Raw genomic sequence first — 20,551 nt, forward strand, 5'->3', positions numbered from 1 at the left:
CCATCGGACACCCAGCCGACAGCCGCTCCGCGAAGGTGCTATTGTCGCCTCCGACCGACACGGGGTGCTCCGCAACAGCGGGGCTGAGATCACACCCGTCGAACCTGATCAGGTAATGCTGACGAAGGGATGTTTCGGGATGACTGTGCCTGCGCACGATTCACCGACCGACCGTTTCACCGATGTCCTGTGGGACCGCACGAAGATTCTGCACGATTCCATCGACGACCTCGAGTTCCTGCGCCGCCTCGGCGACGGCACACTGCCGCTCGAGTCGTTCCGCTTCTACATCGAGCAGGATGCGCTCTACCTGGCCGGATACGCCAAAGCGCTCGCATTGCTCGCCGCCAAGGCGCCGGATCCGGTCTCCGGCGCATTCTGGGCCACGAGTTCCTCGACGGCTGCAACCGAAGAATCGGCGCTGCATCAGCAGCTCCTCACCGGGGGTGTGCTCCCCGCGAACGACGATCCCGTCGCGCATTCCCCCGCGTGCCTCGGCTACGTGTCGTATCTGACGGCCACGGTCGCGACCGAGCCGTATCCGGTAGGTGCCGCCGCGGTGTTGCCGTGCTTCTGGATCTACGCCGAAGTGTGCCGCGACCTGGCGTCCAGCGCAGCCGACGTGCTCGCCGCCGATCCGGCCCACCCCTACGCGCGATGGGTCGCCACCTACGACGACCAAGGATTCCAGGATTCCGTCGCCACCGCACGCGCACTCGTCGACGCTGCCGGGGCCGCAGCCACCGAACCCGAACGAGACGCGATGATCGACGCGTTCACGCTCGCGACCCGCTACGAGTTGCTGTTCTGGGACACCGCCCTGAACACGCAGCCGTGGCCCGCATCGTGACACTGCGGCACCGGATCGCCTCGCTCGCCGTCGCCACCTTCACGCTGTGCGCAGTCAGCGCTTGCGCCGGTGGCGGTTCCGACGACACGATCCGGTTTGCACTCGACTGGACTCCCAACACCAACCACACCGGTCTGTATGTGGCGCTGCAGGAAGGACTGTTCGACGACGCCGAGCTCGACGTCGAGATCCTGCCCTACAACGATGCATCGCCCGACACACTCGTCGACTCCGGAAACGCGGAGTTCGGCATCTCCTCGCACGGGGGGTCCACCTTTGCCCGCGCCGCCGGAGCACACACCGTCGCGGTGCTTGCACCGCTGCAGCACTGGGCCACCGCCATCGCCGTCAAGGCCGACCGTAGCGACCTCGCCCGACCCGCCGACCTCGACGGCCGCACCTATGCGGGATTCGGCGATCCAGGCTCCTCGGCGACCCTCGCACAGGTGATTCGCAACGACGGAGGTCGCGGCGAATTCGAGGAAGTAGTACTCGGTACGTCAGCGTACGAAGCGGTGTATTCGGACACTGCGGACTTCACCGTCTCGTTCCTCGCATGGGAGGGGCTCGAAGCCGAACACCGTGGGTTGCCGATGCAGTATCTCCCCTACACCGAATACGGCTTCCCCGACGCCTATTCCATTGTCGTGAACGGCAACGAGGATTGGCTCGACGAGAATCCGGATCGAGCCCGCGCGTTCGTGCAGGCTCTCCAGCGGGGGTACGAGATCGCCGCCGACGAACCCGATCGGGGTGCCCGCGCGCTGCTCGACGCCAACCCGGGGGCGTTCCCCGACGAAGAGCTCGTCTTCGAGAGCCAGCGGATGCTCGCCGCCGACTACATGCGCGACGAGCAGGGTCGCGTCGGCACTCTCGACGCGGAGAAATGGGCAGGTTACGCCCGCTTCCTGTACGAACAGGGACTGCTCACCGGTCCCGACGGCGCGCCGTTGACCGCCGAACCCGACTGGTCGACCTACCTCACCGATGACTATCGAGCGCCTTGAACCCGGCAGCTCCGACACCGGGGTCACGGCAGACCGGAGCAGCGCTGTCCGGCGCCGCGTGAATCGCGCGCTCCCGGCGATCGTCGTCGCGGTCACACTCGTCGCTGTGTGGCAGTTCTACGTGATGGTCAGCGGAATCCGCCCACAGGTGTTGCCGTCTCCCGCGCGCGTACTGCAGCAGGGGTGGGCACATCGCACCGACATCGCCGGGCACGCTGCCGCGACACTGCAGGTCACGATCGTCGGGTTCGCGGTGTCGTTGACCTTGGCCTGGGCACTGGCGATCGCCGTCGATTTCTCGCCGTGGCTGCGGCGGGCGTTCGTGCCGCTGTTCGTGGCGTCGCAGACGTTGCCGATCATCGCGATCGCCCCGCTCATGATCATCTGGTTCGGGTTCGGTCTGCTGCCGAAGATCCTGGTGATCGCCCTGGCCACGTTCTTTCCGATGGCGATCGGATTGATCGAGGGGTTCGCAGCGACAGACCGGGAGGCGGGCGCGCTTCTGCGCAGCATGGGCGCCACGCGGTGGCAGGTGTTCCGGTACGTGCGGCTCCCGTCGGCACTGCCGCGGTTCTTCACATCGCTGCGCATCGGCATCACATATGCCGTGGTGGGTGCGGTGTTCGCGGAGTACGTCGGCGCCACGTCCGGGCTCGGCATCTATATGGCCACCCAGAAGAATTCGTTCCGCACCGATCTGGTGCTTGCCGCGGTCCTCGTCACCGCGATCGTGTCACTGGTGTTGTACCTGCTCACCTATGTGGCCGAACGCATGATCGCGCCGTGGGCCCTCAGCACCGAGAACCGAGCCCCCGAGAATCGACCCACAGGGAGTCGCGCATGAGCGCCGTGACCGTCTCCGGCGTCCACCGATCGTTCGACGGCAACCACGTGCTCGACGATATCGGATTCGACGTGTCCCCAGGCGAATTCGTCTCGGTCATCGGCCCCAGCGGGTCGGGGAAGTCCACCCTGTTCGGGCTACTGGCAGGGCTCGACACCCCCGACGTGGGCGCGGTCATGGTCGGAGGGGCACCCGCGGCACCGGGACGCGCCGCACTGATGCCCCAGAAGGATCTCCTCTTCCCGTGGCGCACCGTCCTCGACAACTGTGCGCTCGCACTCGAGGTACAGGGTGTGCCACGCGGGGAGGCACGCGAGCGGGCGCAGGCCCTGTTCCCCGCGTTCGGACTCACCGGATTCGAGGATGCTCGCCCGTCCCAGCTGTCCGGCGGGATGCGTCAGCGCGCGGCGTTGGCGCGGACCGTGATTCAGCAACGCGAGATCCTGTTGCTCGACGAGCCGTTCGGCGCTCTCGACTCGCTCACCCGTACCGGCATGCAGCTGTGGCTGCAGGATGTGTGGCAGCGCGACCGCTGGACCGTCCTGATGATCACCCACGACGTACGCGAGGCCGTTCTGCTGTCCGACCGGGTTCTCGTCCTCTCGCCTCGACCCGCGAAGATCATTCACGAAGTCCGGGTTCCGCTGCCGCGACCACGGTCGTTGGAGTCGCTGACCGACCCGGAGTTCGTGGCATTGGAACGTGAGCTCGTGTCGGTGCTGCACGCGCGATCCGACATACATTGAGCGCTCACGTGATTCGGTGTAGCGGAATATCGAATCGGTAACAGGACGCCACCCCACCTGCATCGGACATTCCACCCCATATCTATCGGATTACAGCGCTCACCTGCACCGTATGTCGGGCGTACCTTGGGGAATCCGTAGTTCGAACACCTGTCCGGCAGTGGCGATGAGCACGAGGAGGCGACGACATGAGCGGTGCGTTGTCCGACCCATTCGTGTGGCCGACACCTGTGCGTACTCCGTATGTCAGGGAGTTCGACGGCGTCAGCATCGCGTCCCGTGCGCTGAGCGCCTCCGTGCGCCACACCGTGCGGCCGTTCCTCGATGCCTGGGCGCTCACCCCGACACTTCCGTGGCCGACGGGTCTGGTCGACCGGGCTGCGTTCCCTCTACTGCCGGTGCCCGGGACCGAACATCACCGCATCGCGTTGGACGCGTGTCCCGCCGAGTTCGTGCGCGCGCCCGGCGCCGACCGCACCACCGCGGTGCTGTACCTGCACGGCGGCGCGTTTCTGTGCTGCGGTCTGACAACGCATCGTCAGTTGGTGTCGCGCATCTCGGCGGCAGCGGGCGCGCCGGTGCTGTCGGTGGCCTATCGGATGCTTCCGCGTCACCCGATCCGACGCGCGGTCGACGACGGCCTGTCCGGATTGCGATGGTTGGCCGCCCACGGCTACCCGATCGAACGGACCGTCATCGCCGGCGACTCCGCGGGCGGGTTCCTCAGCTTCTCCGTGGCTCACGAAGCACTGGGCCTGGGGCTGGGTCGGGCAGCGGGCACCGTCGCGATCTCGCCCCTGACCGATCTCGACCCCCTCCACAAGCTCGAACACCCGAATGCTCAGAAGTGTGCGCTGTTCCCCCGACGCGCGGTTCCGGTGCTGTCCGCACTGATCGAGCGGGCCGAGCGGATCGACGACCGGTACGAACCGGTGTCTTCTCCTGTCGATCTCGACCTGGCCGGCATGCCCCCGGCACTGATCCAGACCGGATCCGAGGAAATGACCTTCGTCGACGCCGAGACCATGGCATACCGTCTTGCCGCGGCAGGCGTTCCCACGGAACTGCAGGTGTGGGAGAAGCAGGTGCATGTGTTCCAGGCGGCCGCGTCGCTGGTTCCCGAGGGCGGCCGTGCAGTCGCCCGGATCGGGAGGTTCGTGCGTTCGCTCGACACGGTGTGATCCGGCGAACAACGAGACCCGCATCGGCGTCCACAGGGAACCGTCGGGACGGCGGTACTGTGCGTGACGGCGTCCGGTTCGAGCCGGTTGCCCGAATCACAACGAATCGATCGAAAGGGACAGCGTGAGCTCTCTCAATGCCGGCCAGAGCCTCGGTGTGGGGCAGGAACTGAAGTCCGACAACGGCAAGTACACCCTCACCCTTCAGCAGGACGGCAACCTGGTTCTGTCCGAGGGAGGCAAGGCCGTGTGGGCTGCGGGAACCAACGGCTCGGGCGCCGTGCGCGCGAACGTTCAGGAAGACGGCAACTTCGTCCTGTACAAGGACGACAACTCCCCGGTGTGGGCGTCGGAGACCAGCGGCAACTCGGGCGCGCGTCTGACGGTGCAGGACGACCGCAACGTCGTGCTGTATGCAGGTTCGAAGCCCGTGTGGGCGAGCAACAGCGTTGCTCCGAAGGCTGCCGAGACCGCTCCGAAGCCGGCCCCCGCTGCGCCCGCTCCGGCAGCCGATCCCGCGCCCGCCGCTGCTCCGGCACCGCGCGTCCACACCGTCGCGTCCGGCGACACCCTCTGGGCGATCGCCGAGCGTTTCTACGGCGACGGCAACCAGTACCAGCGCATCGCCGATGCGAGCGGAATCTCCAACCCGGATCTGATCCAGCCCGGCCAGGTGCTCACCATCCCGTGATGCCTGCAGGCTCGTAGCGTCGACGTCCCATCACCGGACCCGGTGGTGGGACGTCGTCATTCAAGGACCCTGGTCGTTCACGGACCCTCACCCGGTATGGGATCCTCCCCCACCTGCTGCCGACGATGCTTCGCCGTGAGCATGAACAACCGCACCACCAGGGCGAGGAAGATCAAATTGCACACGATCTGCGCCGAGACCACCGCCCTCGTCCCATCGGTGACCGCGGCGATGTCCCCGAATCCGACGGTCGCGAACACCGTCAGGCCGAAGTACAGGGCTCCCATCCGGGTCAAGACCTCGGTGAACCCCTGCGGTTCGACCTGCGAGAGCACCGCGTACAGCGACGCGAAGCCGAAGATGTACACGGTGGCGGTCGCGGCGATCCCCTCCATCGCCTGGGCCACGGGATGCGGAGACCGCAGGACCCACCACACCTGCCAGCCGCAGACAGCGCACACCACCGCCGATCCGCACACCAGCAGGACGAGTGCGGGGAGGTCGTCCAGTTCGGTGAACGGCAGCGTGAAGTAGGCGACACCCACCACGCCGAGCGTCGTCACGGTGCGAAGCAACGCCCGCCACGTGAGTCCGCGCAGCTGCGCTGACCTGTCGGCATCGGATGACCGCGCGCGGTTCGGCACAGGTGCAAGTATGCGCCCTCCCACCCGATCCGCACGCTCTCCGACGGGCATCCTGTCGGTGGGTCCGACTAGTGTTCACAAAACACGGGTCAATGTCGGGAAGGGAAAGGGGGCAGGTTCATGGGCGAACCGGAGAGCGGATTCGACCGCGACGTCGACCGGGCCTGGCGCGAGTTCCGGGGGGACCTCGCCGACCACGTCGCCGCCATGCGCGACGGAGGCGGACTCGTGCTCGAGCCGCTGGCAGAGGAATCCGGGGGCCCGGCCGGGCCGTGCGTGCAGTTCTACGCGTGGGGCGATCAGCAGGTGCGTTGCGAGGTACCGTCGAATCTCCATCTGTCCGAGGATCGGCATCTGTCGCCGCAGGACGAGGCCTTGCTGCTGCAATTGGGCTGGCAGACACCGTCGCGGGATCCCGATGCACCGGAGGACGGCGGCTCGCCCGCGTTCTGGATGGATCTTCCGTCGTCGTGGGCCGATCGGCTCGCGGAGGTCGCGGTGCGTGTGCTACGTGAGGTGTGGGGAGTTCCGCACCCGTTGTTCCTCCGCGCGGAATCCTTCGGGACCGCCAGCACACACGAGTTCGAAACACCGGCGCCGGTCGCCGAGGCGTCCCCGAAGATGCCGGTGCGCGGACCTGTCGATCCGCTCGGTGAGGAACACCTGCGAGAGCTCATCGAAGACACCGTGGGCGATCGCGTCGGCGACACCCCGACGTGGGACGAAGACGGCGACCTCGTGCTCCGCATCGCCGATGTCCTCGTGTTCGTCGGAGTCGGTGCGGGCGCCGCGACAGTGGATCTGCTCGCCCCGATCGTGCATTCGATCAGTGGTCGCACCCGCGCGATGGAGGTGGTCTCCGATCTCAATCGGCAGTGGCCACAGTTGAAGTTCGTGCTCATCGACGATCGCGTCGCCGTAGTCAACCACCTTCCGGCGTCGCCGTTCGTGCCCGAGCACCTGGTGTCCGCCCTCGATCGCATGTCCGGGTTCCTCGAGGGCGTGGACCACGACTTCGCCGCGCATATCGGTGGGCTGCCGATGCACGGTCACGGCCTCGACGATTATTTCGAGTCCCCGGATTTCGAGGCCTCAGACGACCACGATCCGTTCGAGGACGACCTGTGGGAGCCTCGCCTCGAAGACGATCTTCCCTCCGCGCTGCTCGAGCTGCGTGATCACCACGTCCACGGGCGCTCCGACATCCCGGTCGAGACGGTCGCGGCGATCGGAGACCAGGAGGCCTCGCGCCTGCAGCAGTTCCTCGAACTCAGCACCGAGCAGCACGTGGGCTGGACCAGCGAATCCCTCAACCGGGCATTCGTGGGCGACGACGCCGGCGTCGCTGCCGCCGACGCGAAAGCCCTCGAGTGGAAGCTTACGAGCTGGTCTCTGGCCGCGGCTCTGAGCTACCTCGAACAACCCACCGACAGACCGGCCCGCCGGCGCAATGCGACGAAACCGAACACGGACGAGCCGCCACTGTTCGACAATCCGGACGAACCGACACTGTTCGACGGTTTCGGCGACTAGCGTCCCGCCACGGCGCGCCGCAGCACGTCTGCAGCGGCGGTGGAGTATCCGACGAGGGTGACCGTCGCAACCGACGTCGCCGTGGCACGGATCACCGAGACCGCCTGTCCGGCAGCATCCTCGACAGGCCATCGGTAGATTCCGGCGGAGATGAGCGGAAACGCGATGGTCGCCGCACCGAGCTCGTCGGCGACCATCAGCGATCGACGATAGGCAGAGCGGAGGATCGGCGACCGGTCGTTGCCGGCTGCGTACACGGGGCCGACGGTGTGGATCACCCATCGTGCGGGCAGTCGGCCCGCAGTGGTGGCCACCGCCTCGCCTTCGGGGAGGCCGTCGGGCAGTGTCGTGGCACGCAGGGCGCGGCACTCGGCGAGGATCTCCGGCCCACCCGCGCGGTGGATCGCGCCGTCGACTCCGCCCCCGCCGAGCAGCGACGAGTTGGCGGCGTTGACGATCGCGTCGACCGCGATCGTGGTGATGTCTCCCTCGACGACGTCGATGACCGTCATGTGTTCCCCTGTTCGTGGGTACTGCCACCGCAGGCGTTTGCTGGCATGATTCCAGAGCGTGACGTCGTCGGACAAGCTTCGCGAACTCGCCGGGCACCACGGAGTGTCCTGCACCTACCGTGGGTGGGACACCCACGAACATCACGTCTCCGACCGGACTCTGCGCACGATCCTGGCGGCCCTCGACGTGCCGGCCGATTCGGACGCCGAGATCCAGGATTCACTCGCGGACGTCCCGAACGTGCCGTGGCGGCAGATACTGCCGCTGTCGCTGGTCGTCGTCGAAGGCGAAAGGCGTTCGTTCGCCGTGCACGTGCCGCACGGCGATCCCGTGTCGGTGTGGGTGGTGACGGAGGACGGCGCCGAGATCGACGCCGACCAGCTCGACGTGTGGGTCGATCCGCGCACGGTGGACGGGCGGCTCGTCGGCAGGGCGACGTTCGCGGTGCCGGATCTACCGCTGGGCTGGCACACGATCCACGCGCGCAGCAACGACATCGAAGCGACCGGGACGCTCGTGGTGACACCGGCTCGGCTGTCCACGGCCGACCGGGTGCTGCGCTCCCGGCGGTGGGGTCTGGCCGCGCAGTTGTACTCGGTGCGGTCACGCCGGTCGTGGGGCATCGGTGATTTCGCCGACCTCGCCGATCTGACAGCGGTGACCGCCGGCCACGGCGGCGACTTCGTGTTGATCAACCCGGTCCACGCGGCGGAACCGCGGCCCCCGCACGAGCCGTCTCCGTATCTTCCGTCGTCGCGTCGGTTCGTCGATCCCCTGTATCTGCGGGTCGAGGACATTCCCGAGGTGGCCTATCTTCCGCGTAAACAGCGCAGACTACTCGACGAGAGCGCACAGGCCTGCGCGAAGGCGAACCGCAAAGCCGCACGCCTGAAGCGGGATCCGGTGTTCCGAGCCAAGCTGAAGGTGCTCGAACGAATCCACCGCGTCCCCAGGGGACCGGCCCGTCAGGCTCGTTACGCGGCGTTCTGCGCTGAAGGCGGCCAGGCACTCGACGACTTCGCACTGTGGTGCGCACTCGCAGAGAAGGCCGGGCCGCATCGCTGGGACGAGCGGGCGACGGCCCCGGACGATCCTTGGGTGGAGCGTCAACGCGTCGTGCTGGCCGAGCGCATCGACTTCCACCGCTGGTTGCAGTGGTTGTGCGACGAGCAGCTCGCCGCCGCGCAAGTCGCCGCACGTGCTGCGGGGATGGACATCGGGGTCGTGCACGACCTGGCGGTAGGTGTGCAACGTGACGGTGCCGATGCGTGGACTCTCGGCGACGCGCTGGCGTCGGGGGTCACGGTGGGCGCCCCGCCCGACGACTTCAATCGGAACGGCCAGAACTGGAACCAGCCACCGTGGCGTCCCGATCGCCTCTGCGAGCTCGGTTACCGTCCGTATCGCGAGATGCTCCGCTCGGTACTGCGGCATGCCGGTGGTGTGCGGATCGACCACATCCTGGGTCTGTTCCGCACGTGGTGGGTGCCCGAGGGGTCATCGCCGACCGAGGGCGCGTACGTCCGGTACGACCACGAGGCGATGATCGGCATCCTGATACTCGAGGCACACCGCGCGCATGCGGTCGTCGTCGGTGAGGACCTCGGGGTGTTCGAAGGGTGGGTCCAGGACTACCTCGCCGAGCGGGGGGTCGCGGGTACGTCGATCCTGTGGTTCGAGAAGGACGGCGACGTCCCACGCGCGCCCGAGACCTACCGGCAGTTGTGCCTGACGTCAGTCACCACGCACGACCTACCTCCGACTTCCGGCTACCTTGCCGGGGAGCATGTTTCGATCCGATCGAAGCTCGGTCTGCTGGAGGGGGATCTGGAGACAGAGCTCGCCGGAGCCGCGTCCGAACGCGATGCGGTGCTCGGGCTCGCCCGCGATCGGGGGTTGCTCGACGACACAGAAGACGGCGCGCTCACCACCGAGCGTCGGGTCGAGGCGCTGCATCGGCTCATCGCTGCGAGCCCGTCGGCCTTGCTGGCGCTGTCGCTGGCCGATGCGGTGGGTGAGCGTCGGAGCCAGAACCAACCGGGCACCATCGACGAATATCCGAACTGGCGTGTGCCGCTCGCAGACGCCGACGGCGAGGCCGTCCTCATCGACGACCTCGCCGGTCACGAGCGCTTCGCGCGCCTGGCCGAGGTGTTGTCCCGGCCGGACGCGAACGAGACTCACCGCCTCACGTAGATGCTCTCGATGTCTGCGGCGAACTTCTCGGCGATGACATTGCGCTTGATCTTCAGCGTCGGAGTCAGTTCGCCGGTCTCCTCGGTGAGGTCGCGCTCGAGGATCACGAACTTCTTGATGGCCTCGGTGTGTGAGACGGTGCTGTTGGCGTCGTCGACGATCGTCTGCATCGCGTCGCGCAGTGAGGGGTCGTTACGCAGTTCCGCGATGGTGGCGCCGGCAGGCTTGCCGTTCTCTTCCTTCCAGTTGTCGAACACCTCGGGGTCGACGGTCAGCAAAGCCGAGATGAACGTGCGTCCGTCGCCGAGGACGACAGCCTGTGACACGAGGGTGTGAGAACGCATCCGGTCTTCGAGAGGGCCCGGAGAGACGTTCTTGCCGCCGGCGGTGACGATGAGGTCCTTCTTGCGTCCGGTGATGGCGGTGTATCCGTCGGCGTCGAGCGAACCGAGGTCGCCGGTGCGGAACCAACCGTCGTGGAATGCGTCGGCGGTGGCCTTCTCGTTGCGCCAGTAACCGTTGAAGATGACCCCGCCGCGCAGTTCGATCTCGCCGTCCTCGGCGATACGAACACTGTTGCCGCCCAGGGGCAGTCCCACGGTGCCGATCTTCTGCGATCCGGGCATGTTGACGGTGTGCGCCGCGGTCGATTCGGTCAGGCCGTAGCCCTCGTAGATCGGCACGCCGACGCCGCGGAAGAAATGCCCGAGCTTAATACTGAGCGCCCCACCACCGGAGATGGCCATCTGGCACTCGCCGCCCATGGCCTCACGCAGCTTGCCGTAGACGAGCCTGTCGGCCATGGTCCGTTTGGCCTTCAGGAACAGGCTCGGACCACCGTGGTCGAGTGACTCGCTGTACGCGATGGCGGTTTCCTCGGCGAACTGGAAGATGGCCGCATTGAGCTTTCCGCCCGCGGCCGCCTTGCCTGCCGCGGCGTCGCGGACCTTCTCGAACACGCGGGGCACACCGAGGATCATGTGCGGCGAATAGCGGGTGAACTGGCCCGATACGGTACCGAACTCGGCCCAGTGCGCCTGCGCTGCGCCACCTTCGAAGACCGCGAGCGAGACCGCCCGAGCCAGCACGTGCGCCAGTGGCAGGAACGTCAGGATCCGGTTACCGGGCTTGGCGACCGCCTGACCGATCGCGGCCGTCAGGATTCCGCGGACCTCCGAGAGGAAGTTCCGGTGAGTGAGCATGCAGCCCTTGGGCCGGCCGGTGGTGCCGGAGGTGTAGACGAGCGAGGCGAGGTCGTCGGCGCGGATGCCTTCGCGGCGAGCGGCGAGCTCGCCGTCGTCGATGCCGGCGCCTGCATCGATGAGGGCGTCCACCGCCCCACCGTCGATCCGGTGGATTTCGCCGAGGGTGTCGGGCATACCGACGAAGAGCGCCTCGTGCGCGGCGGTCTCGACGATGGCGAGGCAGGCTCCGGAGTCCTCGAGGATCCAGCGGATCTGCTCGGTGGACGACGAATCGTAGATCGGCACCGATGCCGCGCCTGCCGCCCAGATCGCGTAGTCGAAGAGCGACCACTCGTACCGTGTGGCCGAGAGCAACGCGACACGATCGCCGGGCTGCACACCTCCGGCGATCAAGCCCTTGGCGACACCGGCGACCTGCTCCGCGAACTGCGATGCGGTGACCGCGACCCACTCGTCCCCCAGCGGGCGCGAGTACATCACGCGGTGCGGAGTCTTCTCCGCTTGGGTGAATACCGTGTGGACGACGGAATCGTTGTCCGCAACGGTGAACTGGGCGGGGGTCGAGTACTCACGCACTGAAATCTCCATCGTTCTGGTCGGTCGAAGGCGGCGTGGACGGGTCCACACCGGAGCGGAAGCGGCGCAGCAAGTGGATGAACGTGTCGATCTCATCCTGGCCCCATCCCGCCAGTCCTGCGGTGACTTCGTCGTATCGGCGAGTCACTGTGACGGCAAGCACCGCGTGTCCCCGGTCCGTCAGCCTGAGCGGGTGTCCCAACCTGGTCGGTCCGGAGTCCGCGGAGAGCCAACCCTCGTCGATGCAGTGGCGTACTTGCCTCGAGACGGTCGACCGATTGACGCCGAAAACCTCCGAGATATCGGTGGCGCGGCAACCCGGATTGCGGGCGATGAACCCGAGCAGCGAATGCTGCGCGAGCGACAGGGAACTGTCGTCGGACCGCTCCCCTGCAGTCAGGAAGCGCACGAGGTGAACGAATTCGTCGTAGACCTCGATCACTCCGGTCCGATCCGGTACACCGGACCGCCGATTCTGTTGCATAGAGCAACTATAATCCCGGTGTGCTCCACGCCTCAAACCAGGGCAAGATCACACCGCTGATCAGCGGAAACGGTCGGCGGCGGCCCGCACACGGGCATGGTGAGCGCGCACCCGGTCCCCTTCGCGGTACGGCAGGTTGTCGAAATCCCGCCGCCACCCGACCGAGCCGTCGATCATCTCCCGCACGATGTCGGCATGCCCGGCATGCCGAGCTGTCTCACTGTTCATGTGCACGAGAATTCCGTGCAACGTCACGCGGCCCCGTCCCCACAACTCCACGTGCGTCAGGTCATCGAGCTCGGTCGCAGCGAGAGTCTCCGCAGCATGCAGCCACGAGCGGCGATACAGCCCCACGAGGTACTCGCGCGACTCGTCGACTGTGGCCCACATGTCGATGTTCGCGCCGGCGGCATTCTCCGGATCCGCCCAGGGCAGCGCAACCGGGGCGGACCGGCCGAATGCCTCACCGAAATAGCCGAATTCACAGGTTGCGAGGTGCTTGACGAGTCCGAGGAGATTGGTGCCGGTCGGCGTCATCGGACGTCGCGCGTCATAGTCGGATACGCCGTCGAGCTTCCACAGGATCAGGTCGCGCGAAACCTGCAGCTGCTCGACGAGGTCGGTGGAAAACCCGTCGGTACCGGTCATGGACCCATCGTATGCGCGCACCTCACCTCACCCCGAGGCGCGACGAATCCGAACGACTAGCCTGTGCGTACCGTGGTGTTAGCGCAGAGGAGGGGGCAACCGATGGGTGATGGGGGGTCCCGCGGCCTGTTCCGCTACCTGGTCGCCGACGAATCCGACGACTATGTCGCGATCATGGACTACTTCACCGATGTCCTGCTCGCCGACACGACGGCCGCCGACATCGCCGCCACCCTCACTGCCGGTGGGCACCACCTCGACCGCGACGTTGCAGAGAACCGATGCCGGCAACTCGTCGCGTGGGGCAATCTCGGCGAGGCAGGGCGTGACACCCGCGTCGGATCGATCGGGGACTACGTCCGCGCCACCGCCCGCTATCGTCCGACGGTCCTCGGCGGCCGCGTGCACCGCGAGGCCACCGCACTGTTGTCGTCACACGACGGCGCCCGCGAGGTCACCCGAGAATCCCTCGCCCGGATCTGCGACGAACTCTCGCACATCGACGCGGCGACCGACACCGGATTCGCCATCGATCCCAACACCCTCGCCGGACACGTCACCGGGGTGTTCGTGCACCACAACGCGTTCACCGACAGCATTGCCGACTTCTACACCTATCTCGCGGAGGCTTCGGGGCGGCCGGACCTCTCCGATGAGGACTACACCGAGTTCAAGCTCCTGCTGCTCGACTACATCGACGTCATCACCTCCGACCTGAGCCGCCACGCAACCCAGATCTGCACAACAGTGCAGCGCCTGCTCCCCCGCATCGACGACCTGCTCTCGGCACTCCCCGATCCGGGCCTGCCCAGCGGTACCATCACCCGCTCCCCCGGACGCACACGCGACGAATGGGAACAGCTTGCCTCGTGGTACGACGAGGACGCCGGCCCCCGGCAACTGCGAGACGCCGCAGCCACGGCACTGAACCGGCTGCTCACCCATACCCGGAGCCGCACCTCCGAAGCTCCCGGTTTCTCCCACCGAGCCGATCTCCTGCGCCTGGCCTCCTGGTTCTCGGAGTCCTCGGACGAGCAGGCCCACCGGCTCCACGCCGCCACATTCGGTGCCTATCCGAGCCGACACCTACTGCTCGGCCCCGAAGAGCCGGATCCACGGATCGGTGCCGGAACATCCTGGTGGAACGCCGATCCGGTGTCCGTGCCCATCTCGCTGCGCGAACGCGGCGACCGCTCGCCGCGCGGCCGGAACGCACGGATTCCCGACCCGACGGCCGACCGATCCCTCATCGTGGCGATTGCCGAGCAGGAGTCGGGCGAACTCGCCGACGCCGTCGCAGAACTGCGCGCGGCGAACGACCTGCACGGCGCACAGATCTCGACGCCCGCGCGCGACGTCCTGCTCGACCGGCTCGCGGTACTTCTCGCACGACACCAGGAGCTCGACGGCGTGTACCGCATCGACGACCACGACCTCGGTCTCACCCTGACCGCCGAACCCGGTCGCGACACCACAGTGCACTGCCCCGACGGCGACCTCACCGTGCACGGGTTGGTCCTTCGCACCTCGTCGCCGCTCCTCACGCCCACCGAGTCCGCACCGACGACAGGGGTGTGGTGAGCACCGGTACCGCAGTCCAAGATGCCGCCGGCCGGCGCGATGCAGCCCGGGCAATGCTGCAGCGGCCGATCCTCACCGCACTCCACGACCCCGACAGCCTCGATCTGGTCCGTCGTCACTCCACGGCACTGCGCGCGATGTTCGCCGATCGTCTCGGCTACACGTTGATCGTGGAGACGGAGTTCGCTCGGCTGGTGAAGACACCGCTCGACGCCGCGGCACCTCTGCGGCCGCTGCACCGCGCGACCGGCGGGGAGTTCGGGGCGATCGGATACACCTACCTCGCGTTGACCGCCGCTGCGCTGCTCGCGCCCGGTCAGGGCGACCGCATTCCGATGGCGGTGCTCGTCGAGCAGGTCCGCGCCGACGCCGCAGCCCGAGACATCGAGATCACGGACGGACTGGCGGAGCGGCGACATCTCGTGGCCGCACTGCAGGGGTTGATGGAGTGGGGTGTGGTCGGAGAGACCGACCTCGGTAACGATCACGACCGCGACGATCACGACGGTGCCGATAGCGACGGGGACGAGGTGGTCCTCACCGTCTGTCGGCCGCTGCTACGGCATCTCACCGCATTCGCCCTACACGACCTTCCCGGCCCGTCGGCAGCGATCACCGCACGACCCGAGACGCCGCGACGCCGGTTGTACCGCAGGCTCGTCGAAGATCCGTTCACGGCGCGTGACGATCTGGATCCGGAGGCCCTGGGCGTGCTGATCCGCGAGCGAGCCGAGATCGCACGCCTGTTGGACGAGGACTTCGGCCTGGTCCTCGAGGTACGCACCGAGGGCGCGCTCGCGTACGACCCGGACGGCGACCTCACCGACCTCCTCTTCCCCGGATCCGGAACGGTGAATCAGGCTGCGCTTCTCCTGATCTCCGAGCTGGTCGACATCCTCGAACCCGTACCCGGCAGCGCGGTGCACGTCGACGCGACCACCTTGGAGAACACTCTGACAGGCCTCGTCGCCACCCATGCCCGGAACTGGCGCGGCGAGTACGTCCGCGATGTCACAGCGCTGTGCCGAGACGTCACCGCACTGTTGGTCCGCCTCGGACTCGCACGTCCTCGGGGCGACGGACTCCTTCTCGCTGCTCCCGCCGCCCGGTATCGCCCGACCATCTCCGAAAGCCCACATTCATGACCCATTCGTCCGACGCACCCGTGCTCGATACCGCCACCGCCTCACCACATCCGCAGCGATGGAAACTCTCCCGCGCGGGCATCGTCAATGTCTGGCACTACCTCGATACCGAGTTCACGCTCAGCGACGGGCGCATGATCCTGCGCGGCACCAACGGCTCCGGAAAATCACGTGCCCTCGAGATGCTGCTGCCGTTCCTGCTCGACGCGGACCGCAAGCGCATGGATGCGACCGGCGCGGGCAAGGTCGACCTCGACGAACTGATGCGTGTCGGTGCGGGCGGGCAGAGCAACCGGGTCGGCTACCTGTGGCTCGAGCTGTCGCGCCCCCAAGGGTTTCTCACGATCGGGGCGCAGGTCCGCTACAGTGCGACCGCGCATCGCAGCGAGGTGCATTTCTTCACCGCCGACGCCCGCGTCGGCACCGACCTCCCGCTGGTCGACGAACATCGGGTGCCGCTCTCGCGCGACGACCTCGCCGCCCGCATCGGCACCGACCGGATCACCCGCAGCCCCGAGGAACACCGGGACAGCGTCCGCGCGCTGGTGTTCGGCCTGCACGGCGAGTCCGGGCGCGACCGGTACACAGGGCTGCTGCAGCTGCTGCACACCCTGCGGTCCCCCGACGTCGGTAACAGAATCGACGAGGGCCGTCTGCCTCAGATCCTGTCCGACGCACTGCCCCCGCTCAACGAGAACATGCTCGCCGCTGCGGGTGATCGCCTCGATCTTCTGGGGGAGAGCCGAGCAGCCCAGACCCGACTGGAATCCTCGCTCACCCGGGTCCGTCAATTCCATGCCGTCTATCGGCGTTACGCGGCCGACCTGCTGCGCTCGAGCGCGGATGCCGCGATACAGGCCGCCGACCGGGTAGCCCGGACGCGGGCGGAAGTCGACGAGGCCGAAGCCGAGGTCGCAGACCTCGACGCGCAAGCAGCCGCGGCCGACACCCGCCTCGGCGAACGACGCGACCAGCTCGCCGAACTCGATCGCGCGATCCGAGGCCTCGAGTCGCACGCACTGTTTCGTCACGCGGACGATCTGGCTCAGCGCGCGCTCGCCGTCGATGCCCTCGTCCGCGCCGCCGACCAGGCCTTGCATCACGCCGCCCAGGCGAGAGAACACGAGTCCCTCGAAGCCGACCGCGCCGATGCGCACCTGGCCGACCTGCACGACACGGTCACCGGGGCATCCGAGATGCTCGTAGCCGCGAGACTCCGGCTCGCCACCGCAGCCGTAGCGGCCGACGCCCTCCCGGAGCGGATCCGCCTCGACATCGCGCGACCCCAGGAGCATTCGGAACCGGTCCGCACGCGGAGCGAAGCCGTCCCCGAGACCATCACCAGGCCCACCGTCGCACAGGTGCGGCTACTGCCGGAGGCCTGCGACGATGCCCGCGTTGCTGCCGACCACGCGGCCACGGCCGCACGACGCAGGCGGGATCAGGCGTCCAGGCGACTCGTCGAGGCCCGTCGCCTCGAACTCGCCGAGCGCGGAGTGCACGATGCCGAAGCCGAGGCCGAGCGCGCCGCACACGACGCCGAACGCGAGGCCCTCGAACGAGATGCCGCCGCGCGTGCGCTCGACGACGCCGCCCTCGACCTCGGGCATCGATGGCGTGCGTGGCTCACCTCAGAGCGCACCACCACGTTGCTGCCCCACATCACCCAGCACGGCGCGGCATTGATGCAACGCCTGATGGACGCTGTGGAAGCGCTCTCCGGTGACGACCCCGACCCTGCGGCCACGGACACGGTGCTCACCGAACTCGTCGCTCTCACCCGAAGCACAGCACCCGGCAACCTCGGCCGCGCAGTAGAGACCGGTATGGACGAGCCCCCCAGCACGACCCACACTGCGTTGCGGTCGGGGCTGCTCGAGGAACAATGCCGCCTCGAAAACGAGGATGCCGGCCCCGCAATGGCGCCGTGGCGCAGCCCGCAGAGTGGGGTTCCGCTGTGGCGGGCCGTCGATTTCGTCGACGCCCTCGGCGACGACGACCGGGCCGGTATCGAATCCGCGCTGCTGGCAGCGGGTTTCCTCACCGCGACTGTGGACGGGGAGGGCCGGCTGCGTGCTTCTTCGGGACAGATCCTCGTCTCGCCACGCGGCGAACCTCCGAGCCGGCCGCTCTCGACGGTTCTACAGCCCGATCCGACGTCCGACGTGCCGGTCGAGGCCGTCGCCTCGGTGCTCTCCTCGGTCGGGTTCGAGGATGCCTCGGCATTCGCCTCCGTGTCGCGCGACGGTCGCTGGCACAACGGTGTCCTACGCGGGCGGCACACCGCGGAGGCGCCCGGATTCATCGGGGAGGCTGCCCGCAGCAGAACCGAGGCCGCGCGTCGATCCCGGCTCGACGAGATCACCGGTGAACTGACCCGGTTGGATCTCGCCGAGCAGCAGCACGCTGTCGACCATCGCGCCGCACCGATCGGAAACGACGAACTCGACGCGCACATCTCCACCGCGCCGACCGCGCACACTCTGCACCGGGCATACGCGCGGTACCAAGCGCTCGCCGAACACGCGACCCGACGCACAGAAGCCGCCGCCCAGGCTCGCGGGAGGGCCGGCGCGCTGCGTTCCCGGTGGGCCGCCGACCTCGCGTCCCACCAGACCGCCTGCGCCCATTTCGGGTTGCCGACCGGTGTCGCCGACCTCGACACGACCGTCGTGGCGTGCGTCGAGGCCGACACCGCGTGCACGGGTCTTGCCCGCGACATCGACGATGTCCTCGCCGAATACGACCGGTTCGGCAGGTCTGCACGTGCGGTCACCCAGGCGGTCGAGTGCCGTGTACGTGCCGAAGAAGAGGCCGAGTCCCGCTGGCACGAGTGGCACGACCGGGCAGCGGTGGTGGCCGCACAGACTCAGGCGGTCGACATCGAGGTCGCCGACCTCGCGGAGGAATTGCAGAAGTCGGAGACGGAGCGAGCCCGCACCGACGAGAAGTGCAGGCGCACTCTTGCTCACCGCGAGCAGCTCGGCAAGGCGGTGGCAGCGGCGATGCAACAGGCTTCAGCGACGCAGGAACGCCTCACCCGTCACCGCGAGGAGCTCGAGACTGTGGCGGGCGTGCTGGGGGCGCAGCTGGCTGTACCCGCTCTGTCGGCGGCTGCCGATGTCGAGTGCGGCCCGATCGCACACGTCGACGACGCGCAGCATGTACGCGAGGCCGCCGAGAACTTGCTGGCGGCACTGCCCCGGGCGACGGACACCGGTGAGAACCGGGTCCTCGCCGCGCTGCAGCGATTCGACCGGGAGATCTCCGAGCAGCTCGACATCGAGCACACAGTGGAATCGGGCGCCCATGTGGTACGCCTGTCCGGCGCGGGCACCGACACCACTCCGACCGGTGTGCTCGCCCATCTCACGGTCCGTGTAGAGGAGGGCCGGGCCGCGCTGTCCCAGCGTGAACACGATGTGTTCACCGGTTTCGTACTCGGAGGCGTCGCAGATGAACTCCGCAGGCGGATCACGCAGGCCGAGAACTTGATCGCGGCGATGAACGAGAGCCTCACCGACAGCAGGACCAGCCACGGTATCGGTGTCCGGATCGGGTGGCACCCTGTCCGTGAGGATGCCGACGCGGCACGTATCACCGAGCTCCTCACCGATAGCGCCCGGTCGATCGGCGACAGCGACGACCTGATCGAACTGCTTCGTCACCGCGTCGAGGTCTCGCACGACGGCGACCCGTCGACCGGATACACGGCGCACCTGTCGCGGGCATTGGACTACCGGACATGGCACACGGTCGACGTCACCATCATCGGCCCGGAGCCCGATCAGGAGCGTCGCATTTCGAAGCGGGCCAAGATCTCTCAGGGAGAGACCCGGTTCGTGTCGTACGTCGCACTGTTCGCGGCGGCGGACGGATATCTGTCGGGGTTGCCCGACACCGACCTCGCGCTGCGGATGGTGCTGCTCGACGATGCGTTCGCCAAGATCGACGAACCCACGATCGGTGAGCTCATGGGCCTGCTGGTGCGCCAGGATATCGATTTCGTCATGACCGGGCACGCACTGTGGGGGTGTGTTCCGCAGGTACCGGCCCTCGACATCTACGAGGTCCGGCGTCTCGGCGACAGTTCCGCAGTCACGACCCGAGTCCACTGGGACGGACGCAGCCGGCACGTACGCACCGGCTCCTGATTCGTCGGATACCGGCCTACTCTCACTGCCGTGACATTCCCGAATCTCCGCCACTCGGTCCGCGCCCTTCTCGTCGACCCCGACGACCGACTCCTGTTGTGCCGCGCGTGCACACCCGACGGCTTCACCGTGTGGATCACTCCCGGCGGCGGTATCGAGGTCGGCGAGACGCGACTCGAGGCGTTGACGCGTGAACTCATGGAGGAGGTCGGTTTCCGGCTCGACGCCGAGCCTCCGCACGTCTGGCACTCGACGATCGTCTCGCCCGGTCACGTGCCGGGTTTCGACGGAACCGTCAACGACTACTATCTGATCCGCACGGCGCCGTTCGTGCCGAATCCCACTCTGACGGCCGCCGAACTCGCAGCGGAGAACCTCTCGTCGTTCCGTTGGTGGTCACTGCCGGAATTAGTCTCCTACACGGGGCCCGACCTGCTGGGTCCGCGTTCGCTCGCCATCGATTTCCCGCGACTGCTCGACGGCCCCGTCCCCGACCGCCCCGTCGATCTGTCCCCACCTCGCTAGGCCACACGACCGCTATCCTCTGTGACAC

Annotated in this window: 17 protein-coding genes and 1 riboswitch; of the genes, 12 read left to right on the forward strand and 5 right to left on the reverse strand. The window is 67.6% G+C overall.

Translation table 11 applies throughout. From position 1 onward, the window contains the following. Positions 1-50 precede the first annotated feature (50 nt). A riboswitch (TPP riboswitch) is annotated at positions 51-147 on the forward strand. The 6 genes from EV641_RS06085 (at position 140) to EV641_RS06110 (ending at position 5,319) form a co-directional block, all read left to right on the forward strand. Further along, the gene (locus tag EV641_RS06085; protein WP_054716157.1) at positions 140-850 is read left to right on the forward strand and encodes a TenA family protein; all 711 of its coding nucleotides are present in this window, start codon (positions 140-142) and stop codon (positions 848-850) included. Its footprint overlaps the riboswitch before it by 8 nt. A gap of 44 nt (positions 851-894) precedes the next feature. Continuing rightward, positions 895-1,857, forward strand: coding sequence for an ABC transporter substrate-binding protein (locus EV641_RS06090; protein WP_054716152.1), 963 nt, complete (start codon positions 895-897; stop codon positions 1,855-1,857). Beyond that, entirely contained in the window at positions 1,838-2,701 is an 864-nt protein-coding gene (locus EV641_RS06095; protein WP_132471160.1) for an ABC transporter permease, read from the forward strand. Before EV641_RS06090 ends, EV641_RS06095 begins: the two co-directional genes overlap by 20 nt. Continuing rightward, on the forward strand, positions 2,698-3,447 hold the full coding sequence (locus EV641_RS06100; protein ID WP_054716144.1) for an ABC transporter ATP-binding protein: 750 nt from the start codon (positions 2,698-2,700) through the stop codon (positions 3,445-3,447). The genes EV641_RS06095 and EV641_RS06100 overlap by 4 nt, the downstream gene beginning before the upstream one ends. Positions 3,448-3,635: 188 nt before the next feature. Continuing rightward, complete coding sequence (locus tag EV641_RS06105) at positions 3,636-4,628, forward strand: alpha/beta hydrolase (protein WP_132471161.1); 993 nt, start codon at positions 3,636-3,638, stop codon at positions 4,626-4,628. Between the two features lie 124 nt (positions 4,629-4,752). Further along, positions 4,753-5,319: a LysM peptidoglycan-binding domain-containing protein gene (locus tag EV641_RS06110; protein WP_132471162.1), complete on the forward strand. Its 567-nt coding sequence runs from the start codon at positions 4,753-4,755 to the stop codon at positions 5,317-5,319. A 77-nt stretch (positions 5,320-5,396) separates the two neighbouring features. Here the strand turns inward: EV641_RS06110 and EV641_RS06115 are convergent, their stop codons facing one another. After that, positions 5,397-5,963: a potassium channel family protein gene (locus EV641_RS06115; RefSeq protein ID WP_054720154.1), complete on the reverse strand. Its 567-nt coding sequence runs from the start codon at positions 5,961-5,963 to the stop codon at positions 5,397-5,399. Between the two features lie 120 nt (positions 5,964-6,083). Here EV641_RS06115 and EV641_RS06120 point away from each other — a divergent pair, with 120 nt between their 5' ends. Then, a complete protein-coding gene (locus tag EV641_RS06120; protein ID WP_132471164.1) occupies positions 6,084-7,496 on the forward strand; it encodes a hypothetical protein in 1,413 nt (470 codons plus the stop codon). Here the strand turns inward: EV641_RS06120 and EV641_RS06125 are convergent. Beyond that, positions 7,493-8,008 (reverse strand): O-acetyl-ADP-ribose deacetylase, encoded by a 516-nt coding sequence (locus tag EV641_RS06125; protein WP_132471165.1) that lies wholly within the window; start codon positions 8,006-8,008, stop codon positions 7,493-7,495. The two genes, EV641_RS06120 and EV641_RS06125, sit on opposite strands and share 4 nt — an antisense overlap. Positions 8,009-8,066: 58 nt before the next feature. On the opposite strand from EV641_RS06125, the gene malQ reads away from it, so the two are divergent. Continuing rightward, complete coding sequence (gene malQ / locus EV641_RS06130) at positions 8,067-10,205, forward strand: 4-alpha-glucanotransferase (RefSeq protein WP_132471166.1); 2,139 nt, start codon at positions 8,067-8,069, stop codon at positions 10,203-10,205. On the opposite strand, the gene EV641_RS06135 is transcribed toward malQ, so the two are convergent. Genes EV641_RS06135 through EV641_RS06145 form a run of 3 tightly spaced genes read right to left on the reverse strand, consistent with a single transcriptional unit; the run spans position 10,190 to position 13,118 of the window. Further along, complete coding sequence (locus EV641_RS06135) at positions 10,190-11,986, reverse strand: long-chain fatty acid--CoA ligase (protein WP_132471167.1); 1,797 nt, start codon at positions 11,984-11,986, stop codon at positions 10,190-10,192. The genes malQ and EV641_RS06135 overlap by 16 nt on opposite strands. Next, positions 11,979-12,470: a MarR family winged helix-turn-helix transcriptional regulator gene (locus EV641_RS06140; RefSeq protein WP_054717495.1), complete on the reverse strand. Its 492-nt coding sequence runs from the start codon at positions 12,468-12,470 to the stop codon at positions 11,979-11,981. The genes EV641_RS06135 and EV641_RS06140 overlap by 8 nt, the downstream gene beginning before the upstream one ends. Before the next feature lie 60 nt (positions 12,471-12,530). Beyond that, on the reverse strand, positions 12,531-13,118 hold the full coding sequence (locus EV641_RS06145; RefSeq protein WP_132471168.1) for a DinB family protein: 588 nt from the start codon (positions 13,116-13,118) through the stop codon (positions 12,531-12,533). A 102-nt stretch (positions 13,119-13,220) separates the two neighbouring features. Here EV641_RS06145 and EV641_RS06150 point away from each other — a divergent pair, with 102 nt between their 5' ends. From EV641_RS06150 to EV641_RS06165, 4 genes are read left to right on the forward strand one after another with little or no spacing between them, the layout of a single operon-like run. Beyond that, a complete protein-coding gene (locus EV641_RS06150) occupies positions 13,221-14,699 on the forward strand; it encodes a DUF2397 domain-containing protein (RefSeq protein WP_054717502.1) in 1,479 nt (492 codons plus the stop codon). Then, entirely contained in the window at positions 14,696-15,844 is a 1,149-nt protein-coding gene (locus EV641_RS06155) for a TIGR02678 family protein (RefSeq protein WP_241996880.1), read from the forward strand. Before EV641_RS06150 ends, EV641_RS06155 begins: the two co-directional genes overlap by 4 nt. Continuing rightward, positions 15,841-19,998, forward strand: coding sequence for a TIGR02680 family protein (locus EV641_RS06160; RefSeq protein ID WP_132471169.1), 4,158 nt, complete (start codon positions 15,841-15,843; stop codon positions 19,996-19,998). Before EV641_RS06155 ends, EV641_RS06160 begins: the two co-directional genes overlap by 4 nt. A 30-nt stretch (positions 19,999-20,028) precedes the next feature. Further along, complete coding sequence (locus tag EV641_RS06165; RefSeq protein WP_054716244.1) at positions 20,029-20,523, forward strand: NUDIX domain-containing protein; 495 nt, start codon at positions 20,029-20,031, stop codon at positions 20,521-20,523. The last annotated feature ends 28 nt before the right edge of the window (positions 20,524-20,551 follow it).

This window comes from Rhodococcus sp. SMB37, assembly GCF_004345605.1.
In the GTDB taxonomy this organism is placed as follows: Bacteria; Actinomycetota; Actinomycetes; order Mycobacteriales; family Mycobacteriaceae; genus Rhodococcus.